Source organism: Burkholderia sp. LS-044 (assembly GCF_004803625.1).
In the GTDB taxonomy this organism is placed as follows: Bacteria; Pseudomonadota; Gammaproteobacteria; order Burkholderiales; family Burkholderiaceae; genus Burkholderia; species Burkholderia cepacia.
This window is the reverse complement of sequence record NZ_SSWO01000002.1, coordinates 50,582-72,839: the sequence shown is the minus strand read 5'-3', so window position 1 is coordinate 72,839 and position 22,258 is coordinate 50,582. Positions and strand designations below refer to the sequence as shown.

The 22,258-nt window shown below is 67.1% G+C and carries 16 protein-coding genes and 1 pseudogene; 11 read left to right on the top strand and 6 right to left on the bottom strand.

Annotation, left to right across the window (positions count from 1 at the left end):
• The first annotated feature begins 1,186 nt into the window (after positions 1 to 1,186).
• From E9536_RS05380 to E9536_RS05365, 4 genes are read left to right on the top strand one after another with little or no spacing between them, the layout of a single operon-like run.
• The gene (locus E9536_RS05380) at positions 1,187 to 2,194 is read left to right on the top strand and encodes a UDP-glucuronic acid decarboxylase family protein (RefSeq protein WP_059698653.1); all 1,008 of its coding nucleotides are present in this window, start codon (positions 1,187 to 1,189) and stop codon (positions 2,192 to 2,194) included.
• Positions 2,191 to 3,180: a UDP-glucose 4-epimerase GalE gene (gene galE / locus E9536_RS05375; protein WP_059698651.1), complete on the top strand. Its 990-nt coding sequence runs from the start codon at positions 2,191 to 2,193 to the stop codon at positions 3,178 to 3,180. The genes E9536_RS05380 and galE overlap by 4 nt, the downstream gene beginning before the upstream one ends.
• A 35-nt stretch (positions 3,181 to 3,215) precedes the next feature.
• The gene (locus E9536_RS05370) at positions 3,216 to 4,619 is read left to right on the top strand and encodes a UDP-glucose/GDP-mannose dehydrogenase family protein (protein WP_060086278.1); all 1,404 of its coding nucleotides are present in this window, start codon (positions 3,216 to 3,218) and stop codon (positions 4,617 to 4,619) included.
• A gap of 26 nt (positions 4,620 to 4,645) precedes the next feature.
• Entirely contained in the window at positions 4,646 to 7,303 is a 2,658-nt protein-coding gene (locus E9536_RS05365; RefSeq protein ID WP_136469440.1) for a glycosyltransferase family 2 protein, read from the top strand.
• Positions 7,304 to 7,347: 44 nt separating this feature from the next.
• Here E9536_RS05365 and E9536_RS05360 read toward each other — a convergent pair whose 3' ends face one another.
• Positions 7,348 to 8,271: an AraC family transcriptional regulator gene (locus E9536_RS05360; protein WP_027789521.1), complete on the bottom strand. Its 924-nt coding sequence runs from the start codon at positions 8,269 to 8,271 to the stop codon at positions 7,348 to 7,350.
• 181 nt (positions 8,272 to 8,452) lie between these two features.
• On the opposite strand from E9536_RS05360, the gene E9536_RS05355 reads away from it, so the two are divergent.
• Together E9536_RS05355 and E9536_RS05350 are read left to right on the top strand one after the other, a co-directional pair.
• Positions 8,453 to 8,914, top strand: a complete 462-nt coding sequence (locus E9536_RS05355) for a (2Fe-2S)-binding protein (RefSeq protein ID WP_021162969.1) — start codon at positions 8,453 to 8,455, stop codon at positions 8,912 to 8,914.
• 2 nt (positions 8,915 to 8,916) lie between these two features.
• Positions 8,917 to 11,127 carry a xanthine dehydrogenase family protein molybdopterin-binding subunit gene (locus tag E9536_RS05350; protein WP_059698644.1) on the top strand — a complete coding sequence of 737 codons (2,211 nt, stop codon included), beginning with the start codon at positions 8,917 to 8,919 and terminating at the stop codon, positions 11,125 to 11,127.
• Positions 11,128 to 11,348: 221 nt separating this feature from the next.
• On the opposite strand, the gene E9536_RS05345 is transcribed toward E9536_RS05350, so the two are convergent.
• Entirely contained in the window at positions 11,349 to 11,492 is a 144-nt protein-coding gene (locus tag E9536_RS05345) for a hypothetical protein (RefSeq protein ID WP_226112757.1), read from the bottom strand.
• Positions 11,493 to 11,908: 416 nt separating this feature from the next.
• On the opposite strand from E9536_RS05345, the gene E9536_RS05340 reads away from it, so the two are divergent.
• A complete protein-coding gene (locus tag E9536_RS05340; RefSeq protein ID WP_027789523.1) occupies positions 11,909 to 12,307 on the top strand; it encodes a winged helix-turn-helix domain-containing protein in 399 nt (132 codons plus the stop codon).
• A 513-nt stretch (positions 12,308 to 12,820) separates the two neighbouring features.
• Positions 12,821 to 13,015 (top strand): annotated as a pseudogene (locus E9536_RS05335) (lytic transglycosylase); the annotation flags it as partial.
• 19 nt (positions 13,016 to 13,034) lie between these two features.
• On the opposite strand, the gene asnB reads toward E9536_RS05335, so the two are convergent.
• Both asnB and E9536_RS05325 read right to left on the bottom strand, forming a co-directional pair.
• Positions 13,035 to 15,002 carry an asparagine synthase (glutamine-hydrolyzing) gene (asnB, locus tag E9536_RS05330; RefSeq protein WP_059698640.1) on the bottom strand — a complete coding sequence of 656 codons (1,968 nt, stop codon included), beginning with the start codon at positions 15,000 to 15,002 and terminating at the stop codon, positions 13,035 to 13,037.
• Between the two features lie 277 nt (positions 15,003 to 15,279).
• Positions 15,280 to 16,113 carry an autoinducer binding domain-containing protein gene (locus E9536_RS05325; RefSeq protein WP_059698639.1) on the bottom strand — a complete coding sequence of 278 codons (834 nt, stop codon included), beginning with the start codon at positions 16,111 to 16,113 and terminating at the stop codon, positions 15,280 to 15,282.
• A gap of 284 nt (positions 16,114 to 16,397) precedes the next feature.
• On the opposite strand from E9536_RS05325, the gene E9536_RS05320 reads away from it, so the two are divergent.
• The gene (locus E9536_RS05320) at positions 16,398 to 17,303 is read left to right on the top strand and encodes a LuxR family transcriptional regulator (RefSeq protein WP_027789527.1); all 906 of its coding nucleotides are present in this window, start codon (positions 16,398 to 16,400) and stop codon (positions 17,301 to 17,303) included.
• Between the two features lie 115 nt (positions 17,304 to 17,418).
• Here the strand turns inward: E9536_RS05320 and E9536_RS05315 are convergent, their stop codons facing one another.
• Together E9536_RS05315 and E9536_RS41325 are read right to left on the bottom strand one after the other, a co-directional pair.
• Positions 17,419 to 19,065, bottom strand: a complete 1,647-nt coding sequence (locus E9536_RS05315) for an NRAMP family divalent metal transporter (protein WP_027789528.1) — start codon at positions 19,063 to 19,065, stop codon at positions 17,419 to 17,421.
• Positions 19,066 to 19,181: 116 nt separating this feature from the next.
• Positions 19,182 to 19,319, bottom strand: a complete 138-nt coding sequence (locus E9536_RS41325; protein ID WP_162923104.1) for a hypothetical protein — start codon at positions 19,317 to 19,319, stop codon at positions 19,182 to 19,184.
• 1,069 nt (positions 19,320 to 20,388) lie between these two features.
• On the opposite strand from E9536_RS41325, the gene E9536_RS05310 reads away from it, so the two are divergent.
• Together E9536_RS05310 and E9536_RS05305 are read left to right on the top strand one after the other, a co-directional pair.
• A complete protein-coding gene (locus E9536_RS05310; protein WP_027789529.1) occupies positions 20,389 to 20,658 on the top strand; it encodes a hypothetical protein in 270 nt (89 codons plus the stop codon).
• Positions 20,659 to 20,760: 102 nt separating this feature from the next.
• Entirely contained in the window at positions 20,761 to 22,233 is a 1,473-nt protein-coding gene (locus E9536_RS05305) for a carbohydrate porin (RefSeq protein WP_136469439.1), read from the top strand.
• Positions 22,234 to 22,258: the final 25 nt, after the last annotated feature.

Below are 22,258 nucleotides of genomic sequence, written 5' to 3'. Positions count from 1 at the left end.
GTACCGCAAGCAGCGTGCCACTCGTTATTCCACCGGAGATTGCACACGGCAAACGGCCGCCACGGCCGCCTGCATCGCCAGGAACGACATTTTTTGTTTCAGGAATGTATCGTAATGGCGGTTCGACACCCCCGGCGCTTGTCGGGCGCCGCGACGCAACTGCCGGATTTGACGGACGAATCCGGCTCGCAGGCGTGCGCCGGATGGTCAGATGAACGAGTGTTTCAAACTTGAGAAGCGCATGGCCGCGCAGGGCCGGCGGAGCCGGCATTTCCGCTTGCGAACCGCCGGTCGACGCGCGTACGGCCCCTGCCGTGCCATCACAAACGAGAATCGATTCGCCCGGCACAATGCCCGGAGAGCCCGGTACATCAGCCTCCTGCATGCCGTCGGCACGCGTTTCTCCGGATGACCGAAACGAATTTGATTCATTCGTGAAAATACCGACAGGATCACGCTCTACTCAAGCGTCGAAATAACCGTAAAAATTAAAACTTTCGCACCGGCGTAATAATTAAAACAAATGAAAACACGCGGCCTCGCCCGGACGCCACACAACATTTTTTCACTTTCATTCCCTAGCCTTTCATTCACCCGGTCTCCAGATGGGATGCACGTTCGAGAAACGCTTTAGTCCTTTATCCGCTCATTTCTCATTGATGAAACATTCCCGCTCAACACCTTCTTGACAAATCGAATCCCGCAAAAGCCTGATTTATCTCGTGTTTCGTCGTATCGAATCGCATCGATCCGGCAATCGGCCTGCCTGCTTTTCTGTCCCCACGATTCACGCATGAAACAGAAGCGCGCATATCACGCTGCAATCTCGCCGCCGCGCCCGCGCGCATCGTGTCGACATCGTTCATGGCATGCCGATTGCCTGATATCCGGCTCTCACCGAGCGGCACGCCGTGGCACAAGATCACGAACGGCGGCCTGCTCGTCAATCAGCGTATCGGGGAAAAGGCGATGAAGATCACCACCGATCGATCGACGCTTGCGTCGTTCAAGCATCAACGGGGTAGTCAGCGAAACCGGAGCGCCTGTCGCGGCGCTTCGTCGACATCCGCACATGCGAACCGGCGCTTGCCGAAGCGACACCCGTGCAGCGGGATGGAACGCGTGCGCGCCGCCGTCGAACTGATCGACGTGTGGTTCCCCGAGCTGAACGACGAAGGTGAAAGCCATGAATGACAGGGTCACGCTCGAGACGCGCGCCGGGCAGCGTGTCCTCGTCACGGGCGGCGCCGGCTTTCTCGGCAGCTATGTATGCGAGCGCCTGGTCATGGAAGGCGCATCCGTCACGTGCATCGACAGCCTGCTGACGGGGCGCAAGCTCAACGTCGCCGATCTGAAGGCGTCCGGCCGCTTCGAGTTCGTGAAGGGCGACGTCTCGCTCGGCCTGCCGCAACTGCAGGTGGACGAGATCTGGAATCTCGCGTGCGCGGCATCGCCGCCCACCTACCAGATCGATCCCGTCCACACGATGATGACGAACGTGCTCGGCATGCACCACTGCCTCGCGCTCGCGCGCAAGACGGGCGCGCGCGTGTTCCAGGCGTCGACCAGCGAGATTTACGGCGACCCGGCCGTGCATCCGCAGACGGAAACCTATCGCGGCAACGTGAACACGATCGGCCCGCGCGCGTGCTACGACGAAGGCAAGCGCGCAGCCGAGGCGCTGTGCTACGACTACTACCGCATGCACGGCATCGACGTGCGCGTCGCGCGCATCTTCAACACCTACGGCCCGCGGATGTCGCCGCGCGACGGCCGCGTCGTGTCGAACTTCATCGTCGGCGCGCTCAACGGCGCGCCGCTCGAAATCTACGGCGACGGCATGCAGACACGCTCGTTCTGCTTCGCGACCGATCTCGTCGACGGCTTCTTCTGCCTGATGAGTGCCGAGCGCAACATCGGCACGCCGGTCAACATCGGCAACCCCGGCGAATTCACGATGCTCGAACTCGCGGAGAAAGTGCTCGCGATGACGGGCTCGAAATCGGAGATCCTGTTCCGGCCGCTGCCGATCGACGATCCGCACCAGCGCAGGCCCGACATCTCGATCGCGGCGGCCGAGCTCGGCTGGCGGCCGGCCATCGATCTCGACGAAGGGCTGCGCCGGACCGTCGACTATTTCAGCCGGGAACTGTGGCTCGAGCCGGTGCTGCGCATGACCGGGGCCACGGCATGAAGGTGCTCGTGACAGGCGGAGCGGGCTATATCGGCAGCCATACCTGCAAGGCGCTCGCGGCAGCGGGACACGAGCCGGTCGCCTACGACAATCTGTCGACCGGCCATCGCGACGCCGTTCGGTGGGGGCCGCTCGTCGCGGCCGACATTCTCGATCGCGACGCGCTGTCGAAGGCGTTCGCCGCGCATCGGCCCGACGTCGTGATCCATTTCGCCGCGCTCGCCTACGTCGGCGAATCGGTGCTCGCGCCCGAGCGCTATTACACGGTCAACGTCACGGGCACCTGCATGCTGCTGAGCGCGATGCGCGCGGCCGGCGTCGGACGGATCGTGATGTCGTCGTCGTGCGCGACGTACGGCATTCCGGATGCGCTGCCGATCTCGGAACGCACGCCGCAGCGGCCGATCAATCCGTACGGCTTCACCAAGTACGCGATGGAACGGATGGCCGCCGATTTCGAGCGCGCGTACGGAACCAGGTGGGTCGCGCTGCGCTACTTCAACGCGGCAGGCGCGGACCCCGACGGCATGATCGGCGAATGCCACGAACCGGAAACGCACGCGCTGCCGCTCGCGATCCGCGCGGCACTCGGCACGGGCGACGCGTTCCAGGTGATGGGCACCGACTACCCGACGCCCGACGGCTCGGCGATTCGCGACTACGTGCACGTGAGCGACCTCGCCGACGCGCACCTGCAGGCGACCGCCTATCTGTGCGGCGGCGGCCACAGCGTCGCATTGAATCTCGGCACCGGCAAAGGGACGTCGGTGCTCGACGCGCTGCGCGCCGTCGAAGCCGTGACGGGCCGCCGCGTGCCGACGGTGACGGCCGCGCGCCGCCCGGGCGACCCGCCCGAGCTGTACGCCGACGCCACGAAAGCCGCGCTCGTGCTCGGCTGGCGGCCGCGTTTCACCGCGATCGAACCGATGGTCGAACACGCCGCGGCATGGTTTCAGAAAGCACTGCAAGTCGAATCCGGCAAGTGAGCAAGTTTCCTTGAACGCCACCCAGGGGAATCACCATGAATGTGCGGATCGCCATCGTCGGCACGGGTTACGTCGGGCTGGTGAGCGGCGCGTGCTTTGCGGATCTCGGGCATGACGTCGTCTGCATCGACAACAATCGCGGCAAGATCGACGCGCTGAACGAAGGCCGCATCCCGATCTACGAACCGGGCCTCGACGCACTCGTCGCACGCAACGTCGAACGCGGCACGCTGCGCTTCAGCAGCGACCTCGCGGCGAGCGTGCGCGATCGCGATGCGGTATTCATCGCGGTCGGCACGCCGACGCTGCCGGGCACCGACCAGGCAGACCTGCAGTACGTCGAGGCGGCCGCGCGCGAGATCGCGTCGAACCTGACCGGTTTCGCGGTCGTCGTCACGAAGTCGACGGTGCCGGTCGGCACCAACCGGGTCGTCGGGCAGATCGTCGAACGCCACGCGCCGGCAGGCGTCGACGCGGCGATCGCATCGAATCCGGAATTCCTGCGCGAAGGCTCGGCGATCGACGATTTCATGCATCCGGACCGCGTCGTGTTCGGCGCCGAGCATCCGCGCGCGATCGAGATCATGAAGGCGATCTATGCGCCGCTCGAAGCGACGGGCCACCTCGTGCTCGCGACCGAGATCGAAACGGCCGAACTCGTGAAATACGCGGCGAATGCGTTCCTCGCGGTGAAGATCAGCTACATCAACGAGATCTCGGACCTGTGCGAAGCGGTCGGCGCCGATGTCGAACTGGTCGCGAACGGAATGGGCCTCGACCGCCGCATCGGCGCATCGTTCCTGAAAGCCGGCCCCGGCTGGGGCGGCTCGTGCTTTCCGAAGGACACGCGCGCGCTGAAGGCGACGGCCTCCGAACACGCGGTGCCGCTGCGCATCGTCAGCGCGGCGATCGAATCGAACGCGCTGCGCAAGGAGCAGATCCTGCGCCGCATCGAGAAGGCGTGCGGCGGCTCGATCAAGGACAAGCGCATCGCGGTGCTCGGCCTCACGTTCAAAGGCCAGACCGACGACGTGCGCGAAAGCCCGAGCATCGACGTGATCCAGCTGCTCGTCGGCGCGGGCGCGCATATCCGCGCGTACGACCCGGCACGTCCGCACGAAGCGTCGCGGCTGCTGCCGCAGGTATTCATGGAGGGCTCCGCGATCGACGCGGTGCGCAGCGCGGACGCCGTCGTCGTGATGACCGAATGGAAGGCGTTCGAGGCACTCGATCTCGCCGACCTCGCGGATCACATGGCCGATCCCGTGATGCTCGACATGCGCAACCTGTTCAGCGAACGGCTGGCCGTCGACAGCGGCTTTCGCCGCTACGAACGCGTGGGCCGTTCGTGCGGCGAGCGCACGCCGGCGGCACCGGCACCGGAACAACAGCACGCCAGCGAGGACACCCGGCCGCAACGCGGCCTGCTTCAAGACTGATGATCCGACCTTGACGGGAGAGCACCATGAAGAAGCTGGTTGCGTCGCTTGCGGGCGGCTCCGTGCCGGATACCACCGATACCGCCGAACCCGACACCGAAGCCGTTCGCACCGACTCGCAGCAGGCAGACGTCCCGCTCGTCGTCCCGTTGATGGACAGCGGGACCAGGATCGTCTTCCACATCCTCGCGCTGTGCTGGTTCGTCGCGCTGGGCATCTTCTGGCGCTGGTGGCTGCGCGACGAGCACTACGTCGACGCGTTCCGCTTCGGCGTCAACTGCTTCGTGCTGTTCTGGACCACCTTCATTCCGGGCTACTTCATCTTCATCATCCGCTCGGCGGTCGTGCCGAACCCCGCGCTGCCGGTGCCGCGCGACTGGCGCGTCGCGATGGTCGTCACCAAGGCGCCGTCGGAGCCGTTCGACATCGTCCGCACGACGCTGCTCGCGATGCTCGACCAGACCTACCCGCACGATACGTGGCTCGCGGATGAAGACCCGTCGCCCGAGACGCTCGACTGGTGCCGCGAGCACGGCGTATTCGTGTCGACACGGCGCGGCATCGCCGCGTACCACCGCGCGAGCTGGCCGCGCCGCACCAGATGCAAGGAAGGCAATCTCGCGTACTTCTACGACATGGTCGGCTACGACAACTACGATTTCGTGTCGCAGCTCGACGCCGACCACGTGCCGACCCGCACCTATCTCGAGGAGATGCTGCGGCCGTTCGTCGATCCGAAAGTCGGCTACGTGTCGGCACCGAGCATCTGCGACAGCAACGCGGCCGGGAGCTGGAGCGCGCGCGGGCGCGTGAACGTCGAGGGGCCGCTGCACGGCACGATGCAGGCCGGTTATGCGGGCGGGCTCGCGCCGCTGTGCATCGGCTCGCACTATGCGGTGCGCTGCCGTGCGCTGCGCGAGATCGGCGGGCTCGGGCCCGAGCTCGCCGAGGATCACTCGACCACGATGATCTTCAATTCGAAGGGCTGGCGCGGCATGCACGCGCTGAACGCGATCGCGAACGGCGAAGGGCCGCGCACGTTCGGCGACCTCGCCACGCAGGAGTTCCAGTGGTCCAAGAGCGTGATGATCATCATGCTGCGCTACACGCGCCATTACTTCATGGGGCTGCCGCTGAAGCTGAAGGCGCAGTTCCTGTTCTGCCAGCTGTGGTACCCGCTGTGCGCGCTCGCGATGGCCGGCGGCGTCGTGATTCCGGTCGTCGCGCTGCTCACCGGCCGCGTGTGGGCGCACGTCGACTACCTCACGTACCTCACCTACGCGCTGCCGCTGGCCGTGCTGCTCCTGTGCGTCGTGACCTGGGCCACGCGTTCGACCCAGTCGTGCCGCCCGCTGAATACGAAGCTGCTGTCGTGGGAAGGGCTGTCGTTCGTGTTCGCGCGCTGGCCGTGGGTCGTGCTCGGCTGCGCGTCGGCGGTGTTCGACTTCGTGCGCGGCAAGGAATTTCCGTTCAAGGTCACGCCGAAGGGCGGCACGATCGAACAGGACGCGCCGCTGCGCGTGGTCGCGCCGTACCTGCTGATCTCGCTGTTCTGCAGCCTGCCCGTCGTCACGGTCGAGAACCCGCGCAATGCCGCGGGCTTCTATCTGTTCTCGACGCTGACGAGCATCCTGTATCTCGTGATCGCGGCCGTCGTCGCGGTGAATCACGGCAGGGAGCAAGGGCTCGAATGGTCGGCGTTCCGGCAGATGTTCTTCAGCCGCCTGCCCGTGCGCAACGCGCTGTTCGTGTTCGCGCTCGCGATGCTGCTCGCGGGCATCGGGCTGCGCGCGCCGAAAGGCTGGCAGGCGATGATGTGGCGTTCGGGCCTGCCGGCCGTGGTCGCGCCCGCGCCGGGCGAACCGGTGAAGCAGCCCGAACTCGGCGCATACGATCCCGACAACACGCTCGCGGCCGACCGGGATCTCGCGTTCGACCATGTGTTCGTGTCGTGGAACGCACCCGACATCCGCGCGGAAATCGACGCAGCCTACCGGAACGCGCAGGCACGGAACCGCTCGCTGATGCTGACCGTCGAGCCCTGGGCGGCGGGCGATACGCGCCCAGGCGCACTGCTCGCGGATATCGCGCTCGGGCGCTACGACACACGGATCGCGGCCACCTGCTCGGCGCTCGCCGCGTTGAAGGGCCCCGTGTTCGTGCGCTGGGGCCACGAGATGGAGGCCGACACCGGGCGCTATCCGTGGGCCATCGGCGATGCGCCGGCCTACGTGGAGGCGTACCGGCGCGTCGTGACCACGTGCCGCACGATGACCGACCAGCTCCGCTACGTGTGGTCGCCGGCCGGCAACCGGAACCTCGACGACTATTTTCCGGGCCGCGGTTATGTGGACGCCGTCGGCCTGTCCGTGTTCGACTGCCCGCGCTGCGCGATCTGGCCGGCCGGCGGCCATGCGTCCGCCGCGAGCATCCTGCGGACCAAATACGAGCGGGTGACCGATTACGGGCTGCCGGTGATGCTCACGGAGCTCGGCGTCGACGGGTCCGGTTCGCGCAAGCGCGAGGCACTCGACGAACTCCAGCGGTCGCTGTGGCGCTATCCGCTGCTGAAGGCGGTCGTGTATTTCAACGCAGTCGATACGCCGGGCGCGTGGCCGGCGCATTACGTGCCGGACTGGCGGATCGCGCCGACGTTCCTGCAGACGACGGTGGTCGCCCGATGAAATGACCGGCGACCGGCGACCGGCCGCGCGCCGGCTGCCGGCCGTCAGCCGAGCAGTTCCTTCTTCCGCAGTTGCACGACGTCGCGCATCGGCGGCGCGCCGAACAGCCGGCTGTATTCGCGGCTGAACTGCGAGGCGCTTTCGTAGCCGACGACGGCCGCCACCGACCCGACATCGCCGCCCTGCCGCAGCAACAGCCGCCGCGCCTCGTGCAGCCGCAGCTGCTTCTGGTACTGCAGCGGGCTCAGCGTCGTCACGTGCTTGAAATGGTGGTGCAGCGACGACACGCTCATGTTGACCGCCTGCGCGAGCGACTCGACGCGCATCGGCTCCGCGAAGTGATCGCGGAGCCATTCGATCGCGCGCGCGATCCGGTGCGTCTGGCTGCCCGCGATCGCCATGTGCCGCAGCCGCGTGCCCTGCCCGCTCGTCATCAGCCGGTACAGCAGTTCCTTTTCGATCAACGGCGCGACGACCGGAATGTCGGCCGGCGTATCGAGCAGCCGCGTCAGGCGCAGCGCGGCATCGAGCAGCGGCGGCGTGAGCTCGGCGAGCGCGATCCCCTCGCCTTCGGGGCCCGCGTCGGGTTCGGGCAGCCGCATCTCGGCCGCGAGCTCGACGATGCGCTGCGGATCGAGCGTCAGCGACAGGCACAGGTAGGGCGCTTCCGGCGACGCGTGCGTCACGCGCGACAGGATCGGCAAGTCGATCGATGTAATCAGGCAATTCTGCGTGTCGTACTCGTAGGCCTGGCCGGCGACGATCACGCGCTTCGCGCCCTGCGCGGCGATCACGAGCGCGGCCCGCGACACGCCGCAGCCGAGATCGACCGGCCGCGAGTGCCGGTGCAGCATCAGGCCCGGCACGGCCGTCGAATGCGAGCCGTCCGCCGGCGCGAAACGGCCGATCAGCGTCGCCAGCTCGCGCCGCCCGGATTCGCGCGACGTCACGATATCGGTCATGTCCATGACACTTCCTCGATAGATTTCCTCATGTCGCGGGAGCATAGCGAAACCGCCCGGAGCCTGCCGGGGATTTGCAGGATTGTTCAATAAATTTGCAGGATTGGGTAGACGCAAAAGCCGGTGCCTCGCGCACACTGCCCGCTAACCGGGCGCATGCCGGGTTTTCCCCACGGAGACAATCAAAATGCCTACCTCCTTTGTCCTGAACGGCAAGAACGTCACGCTCGACGCCGATCCGTCGATGCCCGTCCTCTGGGCGATTCGCGAACACGCGGGACTGACCGGCACGAAGTTCGGCTGCGGCATGGCGCAGTGCGGCGCGTGCACCGTGCATCTCGAAGGCCAGGCCGTCCGCTCGTGCGTGCTGCCGCTCGCCGGCATCGCGGGCAAGCACATCACGACGATCGAAGGACTGCAGAGCAAGCCCGCGCAGGCCGTGCAGGCCGCCTGGGTCAAGCTGCAGGTGCCGCAGTGCGGCTACTGCCAGTCCGGCCAGATCATGTCGGCCACCGCGCTGCTCGAACAGAACCCGAAGCCGACCGACGCGGACATCGACGCCGCGATGAACGGCAACCTGTGCCGCTGTGCGACCTACGCCCGCATCCGGGCGGCGATCCACGACGCGGCCGCGACGCTGGGAGCCTGACCATGACGATCGAACTCGACAACACCGGGTCGGTGCGCCCGTCGCGCCGCACGTTCCTGAAGGCCGCGGGTGCCGCGGCCGCCGTCAGCCTGACCATCGGCTTCGAATGGGCCGGCCTCGGCCGCCGCGCGCTGGCCGCGACCGCGCCCGCCGCGGACTTCGCGCCGAATGCGTTCCTGCGCATCACGCCCGACGGCGCCGTCACGGTCATCGCGAAGCACGTCGAAATGGGCCAGGGTGCGTATACGGGCATCGCGACGATCGTCGCCGAGGAGCTCGACGCCGACTGGTCGACCGTGCGCGTCGAAAGCGCGCCGGCCGATGCGAAACGCTACGCGAACCTCGCGTTCGGCACGATGCAGGGCACGGGCGGCAGCTCGGCGATGGCGAACTCGTGGCAGCAACTGCGCGAAGCGGGCGGCAAGGCCCGCGCGATGCTGGTGTCGGCCGCGGCGGCCCGCTGGAAGGTTCCGGCCGGCGAGCTGACGACCGCCAACGGCGTCGTCACGCACGCGAAGAGCGGCAAGAAGGCCGCGTACGGCACGCTCGTCGCCGATGCGTCGAAGCTGCCGGTGCCGGACAAGGTCGTGCTGAAGCAGCCGGCCGATTTCAAGCTGATCGGCCAGCGGATTCCGCGCGTGGACGCGTCGCCGAAATCGAACGGCACCGCGCATTTCACGCTCGACACGACCTTCCCCGGCATGCGGGTCGCGCTGCTGCAGCGCCCGCCGCGCTTCGGCGCCACGGTGAAATCGTTCGACGCGACGGCCGCCAAGGCCGTGCCGGGTGTCGTGTCGGTCGTGCAGGTGCCGGGCGGCGTCGCGGTCGTCGGAACCGGCTTCTGGGCCGCGAAACAGGGTCGCGACGCGCTGAAGGTCGAATGGGACGAAGCGCACGCCGAAAAGCGCAGCTCGGACGAGATCATGCGCGAATACCGGCAGCTCGCCGACAAGCCGGGCACGTCGGCCCGCAAGGACGGCGACGCCGATGCGGCGATCGCGGGCGCCGCGCGCAAGATCGGCGCGACGTACGAATTCCCGTATCTCGCGCACGCGCCGATGGAGCCGCTCGACGCGGTCGTCAAGCTGACGGCGGACAGCTGCGAAATCTGGGCCGGCGACCAGTTCCAGACGGTCGACCAGGCCAACGCGGCCAGGACGGCCGGCCTGAAGCCCGAACAGGTGCAGATCCACACGCTGTACGCGGGCGGCAGCTTCGGCCGGCGCGCGAACGCGTGGTCCGACTACGTGGTCGAGGCCGTGTCGATCGCGAAGGCGCTCGGCGCTGACGGCAAGCCCGTCAAGCTGCAATGGACGCGCGAGGACGACATCCAGGGCGGCTTCTACCGGCCGATGTACTTCCACAAGCTCGACGCGGGGCTGACCGCGGACGGCAAGCTGGTCGGCTGGCGCCACCGGATCGTCGGCCAGTCGATTCTCGCCGGCACGCCGTTCGAAGCGTTCATGGTCAAGAACGGCATCGACGCCACCTCGGTCGAGGGCGCGGCGAACCTGCCGTACGCGGTGCCGAACGTGTCGGTCGAACTCACCACCACCAAGGTGGGCCTGCCCGTGCTGTGGTGGCGCGTGGTCGGCAGCTCGCACACCGCGTACGCCGTCGAGGCGTTCATCGACGAAGCCGCGCACACGGCGGGCAAGGATCCGTACGCATTCCGCCGCGACCTGCTCGCGAAGGAGCCGCGCATGCGCGCGGTGCTGGACCTGGCCGCGCAGAAGGCCGGCTGGGATCCGGCCAAGCCGCTGCCGAAGGGCCGCGGGCGCGGGATCGCCGTCGCCGAGGCGTTCAAGAGCTATGTCGCGCAGGTGGCCGAGGTGTCGGTCGACGCGGACGGCAAGGTGAAGGTCGAGCGCGTGGTGTGCGCGGTCGATTGCGGGATCGCGATCAATCCCGACATCGTCGCCGCGCAGATGGAGGGCGGCATCGGCTTCGGGCTCGGCGCGGTGATGCACAGCGCGATCACGCTGAAGGACGGCCAGGTCGAACAGCGCAACTTCGACGGCTACCACGTGCTGCGCATCGCGGAGATGCCGAAGGTCGAGGTGCATATCGTGCCGTCGGCCGAAGCGCCGACCGGGGTCGGTGAGCCGGGCGTCGCGCCGGTCGGGCCCGCGGTCGCGAACGCGATCTTCGCGGCAACGGGCAAGCGGCATTACGTGCTGCCGTTCGATTCGGCGGATAGCGCGAAGGCTTGACGGCGGGGCGACACGCCGGCCGCGGGGCGGAGACGCCCTGCGGCCGGCGTTTTCAATGCATCGCGGGAATGTCGTGCGTGTTCGAGCCGACGCCGCCCGACCTCGCGCGGCCCGTCGGCCCTCTTACTCCTGCTCGACTTCCGGCCAAAGCCTCGGAAACAGAAACCGGAGGCTGCTCAGCGGCAATCCGAACGAAAGTTCACCACGATGCGAAGGCGAAGTCAGCAGAGCGCAGTCGCCAGCGGGGTATCGCGTACGGCAAGCAACCGCTGCGACGAATCGACGAGTTCGGCGGCCTGCTCGAGCAGCGGATCGTGTACGCGATCTTCGGGAAACAACGGTTCAAAGGTGGCGACGGTCGTCATGCTTCCGTGCAGGGTTTCATGTAGGGTTCGATGTCGGCAAGTGTGGCCACTTATGTCACTGATTTATATGAATTTCCCATCGAACCATGTAGGGTTCGATGTTGGGTTCGATGTCGTGTTCCCATCCCCTGCCGCCGATCCGGATCACGCGCATGTTGCCCCCTGCGGCTCCCCGCGTTACGTCAGACGTAACGCCCGTAACGTCAGCCGCCGATGCTACGTAACAATCCTTCACCTTTGCTCGGACCCTTTCCCTCCCCGCGGCACGCCACTCCTTGAAAATTCTTTTAAATTCAAGGCCACAGCGCCGTCCGCTCGGGTGCCGCCCCCTGTCGTGACGTGACGATCCCTTCCCTGGCCCGGAAGTTGCAGCACAGGACCCGCAAACACTCCTTTATGGACATGCGAGGGCCACCATGGATTGCAAATACCTGTACATCGACAACATAAAAATCAACTTCGTGCGCCGCACGATCGAAATCGACAACAAGATCGTCGACGTCACGCCGCGTGAATTCGACGTCGTCGAATTCCTGCTCGACAACATGAACAAGATCGTGCCGCGGCAGGCAATCCAGGAAGCCGTGTGGGGCCGTGAACTCGGTGTGTCGTCGCGTACGCTCGACACCCATATCTCGCGTATCCGCTCGAAGCTGCAACTCGATCACGACAAGAACCTGCGGATCATTCCGATCTATGCGGTCGGCTATCGCCTGGTGCTGTTCGGTGCGGCGATGACGCACGTCGAGCGCCACGAAGCCGCGCCGATCCTGCGCGCGGCACCGCAAGCCGTGATGGCCGCCGACTACGCCTGACGATTTACCCGCGAGTCGCATGCATGCGGCTCGCCTGCGAGCTCCCCCCACCGCGCTGCGCCGATCCGCAGCGCTTCGCGGCACGCCCGTCGGGCGCGGCACGCACGCCGCCCGGCCCGCCAGCCAGTCGCGACCCGACCGCCGCCTCCGGGCGGCGGTCGCTTTTGGGCGCCGGCGGCCGCACGACATCACGCTTCGTCACGCGTCGTCACGTGTCGTCGCGGCCACTCGGGCCGCCGCCGATGCCCGCGACTACGGAATCCGGCGTGACACGCGACCATCGCCGTCCCTACAATCGACCCGGTAGCCGCGCGCCCTCCGCGCCGCCGGCCCGGAACGAACGGAACGATCATGAAGATGCGCGATTCGCGAACCGCCGTCGCCTGCCTTTGCACGTTGGCCGCGCTGGTCGCACTCGTGTGCACCGCGCCGCCCGTTGCGCACGCGGCGAACGACACCACGCTTCACGTCGCGTCGGTGACGCCGGGCGATCCGGATGACGGCAGCGCCGGTCGCGACACGCCGCCCGCGCGCCAGCGACGGATGGATGCCGCTGCGACCACGCCGCCCGATCGCGCGCGCCGCCAAGCTTCGCCGGCGGCCTCCGCCGATCCGCCTTCGTGCCATGCGCGGCCCGTGATGACGATGTGTCGCGGCCTCCACTCGAACGACGCGAAGCGGCGCTGCATGCGCTGCCTCGATCAGTAACGACGCGCCGCGCGCCGCCTCATGCGGCGCGTTGCGCCTCCAGCCACGCCTGGAACATCAGCACCGTCCACAGCTGGTGCTGCCAGTTCATCCGGCCGGTCACGTGCTGCCGCCACAGACGTTCGACCGCGTCCGCATCGAAATAGCCTTCCTCGCGCAATCGCGACGGCCGCAGCAGCGCCTCGGCCCAGTCGCGCAGCGCGCCGCGCAGCCAGTGATCGACGGGCGCGCAGAAGCCCTGCTTCGGCCGGTCGATCAGCGCGGACGGCACGTAGCGGTCGAGCAGCCGGCGCAGCAGCGCCTTCGATTGCCCTTCCGGCAAGCGCACGTGCGCCGGCACGCGCCACGCGAATTCGACGACGTGATGGTCGAGGAACGGCATACGCGTTTCGAGGCTCACCGCCATCGCCGCGCGATCGACTTTCGCGAGGATGTCGGTCGGCAGGTACGTGAGCGTGTCGATCGCCATCGCCTGCTCGGCGAAGCTCAGGTGCGCGGGCCACGCGGATACGGTGTCGAGCGGCGTCGCCGGCTCCTGCCCCGACAGCGCGAGGCGCTCGGGATGATGCACCGACGACATCAGCAGCCGGTACAGCCCGATGCGGCTCTCGGCGGTCATCACGTGGCCGAGCTTGTGCAGGCGATCGCCGATGCGCGCCGCCGATTCGCGTGCCTCCACGCCGCCCCACGCCCCCTGCGCGACGGCCGCAAGCTGATCCGCGTGATCGGGCCGCAACGCATGCAGCGCGGCGGCGATCCGCGCGCGCACGGCGCCCGGCACGCGATGCAGCTTGCGCCACAGGCGCGGCGTCAGGAAGTAGCGCGTGTAGCCGCCGAACAGCTCGTCGCCGCCGTCGCCGGACAGGCTCACCTTCACGTGCCGGCGCGTCAGCTCCGACACGAGAAAGGTCGGGATCTGCGATGCATCGGAAAACGGCTCGTCGTAGATCGACGGCAGCTTCGGCACGACGCCGAGCGCATGGTCGGCCGTGACGTAGAGCTCGGTATGGCGCGTGCCGAGATGGCGCGCGACGGCCTTCGCATAACCGGCCTCGTCGTAGCCGGCCTCATGGAAGCCGATCGTGAACGTATCGACCGGTGTCGACGATTGCGCCTGCATCAGCGCGACGATCGTCGATGAATCGATGCCGCCGGACAGGAACGCACCGAGCGGCACGTCGGCTTCCATCTGCCGCGCGACGGCCTGGCGCAGGACCACGTCGAGCTGGCCCACCGCGTCGTCGGCACTGCCCTCGAACGGCTCCGCGCGACCGTCCTCGATCACCTGTTCAAGCGTCCAGTACGCACGCAGGCGCGGCGTGTCGCGCGCATGCTCGAACTGGATATACGTGCCGGGCGGCAGCTTGTGGATGCCGCGATAGATCGTATGCGGCGCGGGCACGCTCGACTGGCGCAGGTACAGGCACAGCGCATCGCGATCGATCGCGCCGTCGAAGCCCGGATAGCCGCGCAGCGCCTTCAGTTCGGACGCGAACACGAGCGCGTCGCCGATCCGGCCGTAATAGAGCGGTTTTTCGCCGATCCGGTCGCGCGCGAGCGTCAGCACCCGCGATGCCCGATTCCACAGCGCGAACGCAAACATGCCGGTCGCGCGCCGCAGCGTCGCGTCGACACCCCACGCGACGATCGCCGCGATCAGCACCTCGCTGTCGGAGTGGCCGCGCCACGCCGGTGCGCGCCCCGCGCGCTCGAGCTCCGCGCGCAGTTCGCGATGGTTGTAGATTTCGCCGTTGAAGACCATGACGTAGCGACCGCACGCGGATGCCATCGGCTGTCGGCCGTGTACCGACAGGTCGACGATCGCGAGCCGTCGGTGGCCGAGCGCGATGCCGGCCTCCGGGTCGACCCAGATCCCCTGCCCGTCCGGCCCGCGATGCGCAAGGCTCGCCGTCATGCGCGCGAGCGTGCCGCGCGCTGTCTCCTCATCGCAGGCGACGCTATTCAAAAAGCCGTCGATTCCGCACATTGATTTGTCTGCCCCTGTTGACCAGTTCCGTCACGCACGGCGCAACCTCGCGGCCCGCCATCCGGCGTGACGACCGGGCCATATTACGAAGAAATAAATCAGCAATAATTCATAGGTGAACTCGCCAATCACTCGAAAAAACCGCTGTCAAGCATCGTGTGCGCGGCACGCCGGCGCGCGCGGCCGCAGCGGCCCGTCGGGCCGGCCACGCACGGGCCGGCCCGACGGTCATCGGTCACGGGGAAAAAACGGGGACGAACGCGGCGGACGCGCGGGGTCAGGACGGCAGTCGGCGAGCCGCCAGATATGCGAGCTGCGCGCGGTTCTGCACGTTGAAGAGTTTTTCGAGCGAGCGGATATGGTGGCCGACCTTGTGCAGCGACGTGCGCAGCGCACTCGCGATCTCCTGGTCGGACAGACCGTGCACGAGGCGGTCGAGCACCTGTAGTTGCTCGTCGCCGAGCGCGAAGCCGCGCATGCGCGCGATGCGTGCCTCGAGGAACGGCAGCGCGACACGATGCACCGCGAGGCTGACCGACAGCGCGCCGCCGATCACGCGATCGTCGATCCATTCGGTGCCGTGCGTCTCCGACGTCACGTTCACCGCGACACGCAGGTCGAGGCGCGGCGCCGACAGGCCGAACAGCACGCCGCTGTTCATCGCGTGCGCACGCAGATGGCCGGCGAGCGCCAGCATCTTGCGGTCGCCGCTGCCCTGCGCGGCCGCCTCGATCTCGTCGAGCTGCCACGCGACCGGAAAGCCGCTCTGCCGCACCTGCGCGAACCGCGGGTCGCTCTCGTAGAGCATGCCCTCGAAAAACGGCTGCATGAACGTCGCGGGAGCGAGGTCGCGAAGCAGGTGCGCGCACAGGATGCGCCGCCCGATCATTTCGAAAGCGCCGTAACCGAGCGTACTGAAACCGATTTGCCGCAAGCGCGCATGGCATTGCGCGAAATCGACCAAAGCCGGGTCGGTTTTACCGAATTCGATTTGCGCGCCGGTAAAAACGTCGTTCCCGATTGCCTGATATTCATTCGAATAAGCCGCGGCCGTTGCAATATCGGCCTGCGAAAACCACTCGACGCGTGGTGCGCCGTCAGCGTATGTCATGAGGAGCCCGCCCTTTCCCAATATGTGAACCTGCGCCCCGTCACGATCTGGTCTTGTCTCGATGGATTTTCTGGTCTTCGTTATTTGCGTGCGAATAGGAATCTTTCGCCGCCATTAGTATTACGGCATATTACGCGTACACAAGCGTTTTTGTACAATGCCCCCGCGCTGCGTCATGGATGACGATCCGCGCATATCACACCGATGCTCGATCGCACCGCCGCGACGGCCGTACACGATACGGCCGCCGTCAGGCGAGATGCGTCGATTCCGAGGGATGGCACATGTCCGACATTGCATTGCATGAAGAAGCGGTCGCCTCAACCTTTCCCCGCCCGTCGCACGGGCCCAGCGCGTGCCCCGACGCGCTGCGGGAGCGCCCCGTGCAGGTCGTCTGGTGCGACGACGTGAAGCGCGGCGACGTCACGCAGCCGCACGCGCCGAAACTCGGCGTGGCCGATACGCTCGCGCACGCGCAGAGCACGGCCGAGCGCAGCCGGATCGTCGCAAGCCTGCTGCACCTGACGGGTTTCTCGACGTTCGCGTACTTCGCGCTCGAATTCGCGCACGAGCGGGTCGAAAGTCTCTACCTGCACGAAGCATTCACGCCGTCCACCTATCGCGGCGACTACGTGCGCCACCACCATCACGACGTCGATCCGCGTACGCTCGGCGCACGCGTGTGCAACATGCCGATCGTGTGGGACCTGCAGCAGTTGCGCCGCGAACACCGCGAGCGCGACGCCGGCCCGCGCGCGACGCCGGCCGCGCTCGACGGCTTCCTGCAGACGATGCAGGACGACGGGATGTGCAGCGGCATCATGTATTCGATGGCCGTGCCCGGCACGCGGCTGCATGCGTTCATGAGCTTCACCGCGCCGCGCCGCACGCGCGAATGGATCACGCCGGCGACGATCGAGCAGGCGCTGTCGATCGGGCTGTCGGTGCACAAGTTCGCATCGCCGCAGCTGATCTCGACATCGCGCGAGCGCGCGGTGAACGGGCTCACGCCGTTCGAGCAGGAACTGCTGCTCGGCATCGCCGAAGGCGCATCCGACAAGGAGATCGGCCGGCGCCTCGACACCAGCGCGCACAACGTCGACTATCACCTGCGCAAGCTGCGCAAGCGCTTCGGCGTCGCGAACCGGATCCAGCTCACGTACCTGACGTCGAAGCTCGAATTGATCTGACCGTCGCGCAGCGCGTGCGACGTGCCGCAAGCAAGCGCGTAAACGCACATGCCGGCCACGGAGGCCGGCATGTGCGGGCTGCGGCCCGGCGCCGCTTCCTGGCAAACGGCCTGCGTTACTTCAGCAGCGTCATCTGCACCACCTTGACGATCACGAGACCAACCGCGATCACGAGATAGCCGCGCAGCACGGCCATCCAGATTCGCGTCGCCAGCGTCATGTTCTGCGGCTCGAGCGTATCGAGCGGCGGCATGCGCCACGTGTCGCGCAACGTGCGATCGATCGCCGGTTCGATCACGCGCTTGTTGCGACGGATCAATACCGTCGCGATATAGCCCGTGATCGCGAGCACGGTGCCGCCGACCAGCACGTCGACGATCGCTTCGCCGCTGATGTCCGGATACATCACCGACGCAGTGAGGATGATCGACAGCAGCACGAGCACCCAGATCACCGCACCGGTGAACACGTTGAGCTTCGTCGAGTTGACCCACGGGCCGAGCACCTGACGGTCGTTGCACAGCACCAGCAGGAACACCGTCGCGCTCGGCAGCAGCACGCCCGCGAGCGTCTGCACCGCTTCGGTCAGCAGGCCGAGCGGGCTGCCAGGAATCAGCACGAGCGTGGCCGCGGCCGCGACGATGCCGAAATACACGAGATAGAAACCCTTCGCATCGGACACGCCGCGGTGCAGTGAGTGACGGATCTTGAACACGTCGCCGATTGCATAGGCCGTCGACAGCGACACGGCCGCCGCGCCGATGATGCACGCGTCGAGCAGCGCCACCGCGAACAGCGTTGCGCTCGTGCGGCCGGCATACTTCTCGAGGCCCGCGATGATGCCGCCCGCGTCGGCGAAGTTGCCGGCTTCCGGATGCCCGTTGAACAGCGCGGCGCTGAAACCGATCATGGCGACCGCACCGATCAGCACGAACGCGATGCCGATCCACAGGTCGGCCTTTTCATACTTCATGAAGCGCGGCGTGATGCGCTTGTCGATCACGTAGCTCTGCTGGAAGAACAGCTGCCAAGGCGCGACGGTCGTGCCGACGATGCCGATCACGAGCAGCATCACGTCCGACAGCTTCGCGTGCGCGGGCCAGTTCGGCACGAAGAAATCGCGCGTCATCTGCGCGACGGGCGGATGGATCGACACGAGCACCGGCACGAGCAGCAGGCTCAGCACGCACAGCCCGATCGCGAACCGCTCGAATCGCCTGAAATCCCCGGTACTCACCGCGGCCATGGTCAGCGCCGCGGCCACGCACACGCCCGCGACCTTCGGCAGCCCGAAGAAATCCAGCACGAACGTGATGCCGATGAACTCGGTGACGATGGTGAGCGCATTGAGCAGGAACAGGTCGATCACGCTGAACGCGCCCCAGAACTTGCCGAAGCGCTCGAAGATCAGCCGTGCGTGGCCGACACCCGTCACCGCGCCGAGGCGCAGCACCATTTCCTGGTTCACGTACAGCACGGGCACGAGCAGCAGCAGCGTCCACAGCAGCGTCGTGCCGTAGTTCTGGCCGGCCTGCGTGTAGGTGCCGAATGCGCCGGCGTCGTTGTCGCCCACCATCACGATGAGGCCTGGGCCGATGATCGCGAGCAGCGTGCGCAGGCGCGCCCACCACGAGCCGCGCGTGCCGGTGTCGTGATGCGCGATCGTACCGAGCGCGCCGCGGATGTCGCCAAGGTGGGCCTCGTCGAGCACGGCGGCGCGTTCGACGGCGATCGGTGGAGAAACGTTGGATGGCGTGGACATGATGTGTTCCGTACGGCTAATGGTTATCTGGTGAGCGTGCGACCTTGGAATGCGCGCGGGGAGACCGCCCGATGGCGGCCGCGCGTGCGCATGCCGAGGCGCGCTCGGCGCTGCTTTCAGCGGATCAGCGATTTCAGCCGGTTCAACAGACGGGAGAACACCCGCGGACGGGCGTCGAGCATCAGCATCGCGTCGTAGTGGTTGCGCGATTCCGTGACGTGCGGGAGATTCGACAGCAGAAGGCCGAAGTTCATGGTCTGGCTCCGTGCGGCGACGGTAAGCGTGCCGGCCGCGTGGTGGGCGCGGGGCCAGTCCGGCGCCTGAACGGCGTGTCAGGCTAGTCGGCCGGATTGTCCCTGCGACCCGGGTTCAAAAGGGTCTGTGCGTGCAACGGGCATAAGGGACAACTGTCACTGTCGTTCATGGCGGCTCCTGTGCGGTGTTCCGGAGAACACGGTTGACCGCCGTCAGGCGTGCGGGCCGGCATTCGCGCGCCGGGGAAAGGCATGCGCGAACGCGGCCGCCTGCCGGGCGGCGGTGAAACCGGGCGGCGCATGCGAAAACGCATCACGCTAACCGGCGCGAATCAGGGTGCACGTAGGAATTTGCTGCGGAATACTGCTGCGCGCACCGTTTGCCCGGGGGACAAACGGCGGCTTCGATGAGGCGCGGACGTCGGTCGCTCAGGCGGAAATTTCGTTCGAAGATCGACTACTGCAGGCGTCCAAGGCGGCGGCCCCAAGAGTGAAGATGCCGGATTCTATGGACGGCCCGAAAGTGAAGTCAACCCCGCCAAACCCCATTTCCCGAAATAAATTTCCGCCTTCACGGCACTGAAAGAATTGCCCTTGAAACGACGTGCCGAAACCTTTCAGCGCGTCACGTCGCGGTCACGATCCGATGTGTGCGAACAACGGCGCGGCACCCGGCCGTCGCCTCGTCGTGGCGGCCTCGCACCCTCGCGCTCCACGGCGATGCGTCCGCCACGCACGGCGCCTTTCATACGTTTTTTACTTGCACTGCAGCAAACGACGCGAATACAATCCGCCGCAATTCATCACAGGAGTCCCTCCGTGGACACATGCTCTAGTTGCAGTTCGACGCCGGTCCAGGCCGGCCAAGCCATCGCGAGATAGCAGCCAGACGCATGTCTTACGCCGCTAGCTCGCATTCGTCGGGTTAGCGCGCTTCCTTCCGGGCCGGCCATCGCCGGTTCGTCCGTTGCACGCTCCGTTACGTTCCACCCTCCGATCGCTGGCCGCGTCACGCGCCCGCGCTCGATCACGTCGTCCGGCCTTCGCCGGACCGGACGGAGGCAGCGTCATGTTTCTTCAATCGCTCGCGGTCAGGCTCAAGCGCATCGTGCATGTCGCATGCGACCGCTCGTTCGTTTCCGGCCTCTCGCCACTCGCCCACGCGCTCGGCAACTGGCGCAGCTCGGCGCTCGCCCATGTGCCGGCAGCGCCCCGCCCGCTCGACTGCCTGCTGTTCGCCGTGATGGCGGCCGCGGTCGCGCTCGTCGCGCTGCTGTGCTCGGCCGCGCCGCGCCTCGGCTTCGCGCAGGTGTGGCGTATCGGCGGCTGGCTGCCGTAAATCGTCTGTCGCGCAGCCGTGCTGCGCGACAGTCCCGCCACGCTTCCCGCATCACGTTTTCGCTTCTTCAGCCTCACTAATCAAACCACCAACGGAGCCCACATGAAGAACCCTCTCGAACACGTTCCGCGCACGCTCCGCCTCGATGCGCTCGCCGCGCTGCTGCTGTCGCTCGCCGCCGCTCCCGCGTTCGCGCAATCTTCGCCGCCCGCCGCGGCCGAACCGGCGGCCGGCACCGGCGACGCCGCCGCTCCCGCACAACAGGCCGCCGCGCCCACCAGCTTCGGGGAGCGCTCGAACCTGCTCGGCAACATGGGCGGCCTGCGCGACGTGCTGGGCGATCACGGCATCACGCTGAACCTGCAGGAGACCAGCGAGTACCTGTACAACACGTCGGGCGGCACGGGTCGCGGCGGCGCCTACCAGGGGCTCACGCAATTCGGCTTCGACGTCGACACCGGCAAGGCGGTCGGCCTGCCGGGCGGCACGTTCAACGTGTCGGCGCTGCAGATTCACGGCACCAACCTCACGCAGCGCTATCTGCAGACGCTGCAGACCGCGACCGGCATCGAGGCGAATTCGACCACGCGCCTGTGGGAGCTCTGGTACCAGCAGTCGCTGCTCGACGGCAAGGTCGACGTGAAGGTCGGCCAGCAGAGCGTCGACCAGGAATTCATGGTGAGCCAGAACGCGTCGGCGTTCATGAACGCCACGTTCGGCTGGCCCGTGCTGCCGTCGACCGATCTGCCGGCCGGCGGCCCCGCGTATCCGATGTCGTCGCTCGGCGTGCGGCTGCGCGTGAAGCCCGCCGATGCGTGGACCGCGATGGTCGGCGTGTTCGACGGCAACCCGGCCGGCCGCACCGACGGCGATGCGCAGGTGCTGAACGCGCACGGCACCAACTTCAACCTGCGCAGCGGCGCGTTCGTGATCGGCGAAGTGCAGTATGCGCTGAACGCGCCGCCCGCCGATCCGAAGGCGCCGCAGCCGGCCGGCTTGCCGGGCACGTACAAGCTCGGCTTCTGGTATCAGTCGCAGCATGCGAACGATCCGCGCTACGGCACCGACGGCCTGTCGCTCGCGAATCCGGCGAGCAACGGCATGCCGGCCACGCATCGCGGCAACTACAGTTTCTATGCGGTCGCGGACCAGATGGTGTGGCGGCCGGCGCCGGACAGCCCGCGCTCGGTGGGCGTATTCGCGCGCGTGATGGGCGCGCCGGGCGATCGCAATACCGTCGATTTCGCCGCCAATGCAGGCGTGACGCTGAAGGCGCCGTTCAAGGGACGCGACAACGACGTCGCGGGTCTCGCGGTCGGCTACACGAAGATCGGCTCGCATGCGCGCGGCCTCGACGGCGACACCGGCGCATACACGACACCCGGCTATCCGGTACGCCGCGCGGAAACGGTCGTCGAGGCGACCTACCAGTACCAGGTCACGCCGTGGTGGCAGTTGCAGGCCGACCTGCAGCACTTCTTCCGTCCGGGCGGCGGCATCCCGAACCCGAACGCGGCCGGTGCGCGCATCGGGGACGAAACGGTGGTCGGCGTGCGCACGACGATCGTGTTCTGACGCACGCCGGATGCAGACACGGGCC

What these genes read in the sequence shown, in the direction of transcription:
- E9536_RS05380 (WP_059698653.1), top strand. Translation starts at nt 1,187, where the DNA reads ATGAATGACAGGGTCACGCTCGAGACGCGCGCCGGGCAGCGTGTCCTC.
- galE (WP_059698651.1), top strand. Translation starts at nt 2,191, where the DNA reads ATGAAGGTGCTCGTGACAGGCGGAGCGGGCTATATCGGCAGCCATACC.
- E9536_RS05370 (WP_060086278.1), top strand. Translation starts at nt 3,216, where the DNA reads ATGAATGTGCGGATCGCCATCGTCGGCACGGGTTACGTCGGGCTGGTG.
- E9536_RS05365 (WP_136469440.1), top strand. Translation starts at nt 4,646, where the DNA reads ATGAAGAAGCTGGTTGCGTCGCTTGCGGGCGGCTCCGTGCCGGATACC.
- E9536_RS05360 (WP_027789521.1), bottom strand. Translation starts at nt 8,271, where the DNA reads ATGGACATGACCGATATCGTGACGTCGCGCGAATCCGGGCGGCGCGAG.
- E9536_RS05355 (WP_021162969.1), top strand. Translation starts at nt 8,453, where the DNA reads ATGCCTACCTCCTTTGTCCTGAACGGCAAGAACGTCACGCTCGACGCC.
- E9536_RS05350 (WP_059698644.1), top strand. Translation starts at nt 8,917, where the DNA reads ATGACGATCGAACTCGACAACACCGGGTCGGTGCGCCCGTCGCGCCGC.
- E9536_RS05345 (WP_226112757.1), bottom strand. Translation starts at nt 11,492, where the DNA reads ATGACGACCGTCGCCACCTTTGAACCGTTGTTTCCCGAAGATCGCGTA.
- E9536_RS05340 (WP_027789523.1), top strand. Translation starts at nt 11,909, where the DNA reads ATGGATTGCAAATACCTGTACATCGACAACATAAAAATCAACTTCGTG.
- asnB (WP_059698640.1), bottom strand. Translation starts at nt 15,002, where the DNA reads ATGTGCGGAATCGACGGCTTTTTGAATAGCGTCGCCTGCGATGAGGAG.
- E9536_RS05325 (WP_059698639.1), bottom strand. Translation starts at nt 16,113, where the DNA reads ATGACATACGCTGACGGCGCACCACGCGTCGAGTGGTTTTCGCAGGCC.
- E9536_RS05320 (WP_027789527.1), top strand. Translation starts at nt 16,398, where the DNA reads ATGTCCGACATTGCATTGCATGAAGAAGCGGTCGCCTCAACCTTTCCC.
- E9536_RS05315 (WP_027789528.1), bottom strand. Translation starts at nt 19,065, where the DNA reads ATGTCCACGCCATCCAACGTTTCTCCACCGATCGCCGTCGAACGCGCC.
- E9536_RS41325 (WP_162923104.1), bottom strand. Translation starts at nt 19,319, where the DNA reads ATGAACTTCGGCCTTCTGCTGTCGAATCTCCCGCACGTCACGGAATCG.
- E9536_RS05310 (WP_027789529.1), top strand. Translation starts at nt 20,389, where the DNA reads ATGTTTCTTCAATCGCTCGCGGTCAGGCTCAAGCGCATCGTGCATGTC.
- E9536_RS05305 (WP_136469439.1), top strand. Translation starts at nt 20,761, where the DNA reads ATGAAGAACCCTCTCGAACACGTTCCGCGCACGCTCCGCCTCGATGCG.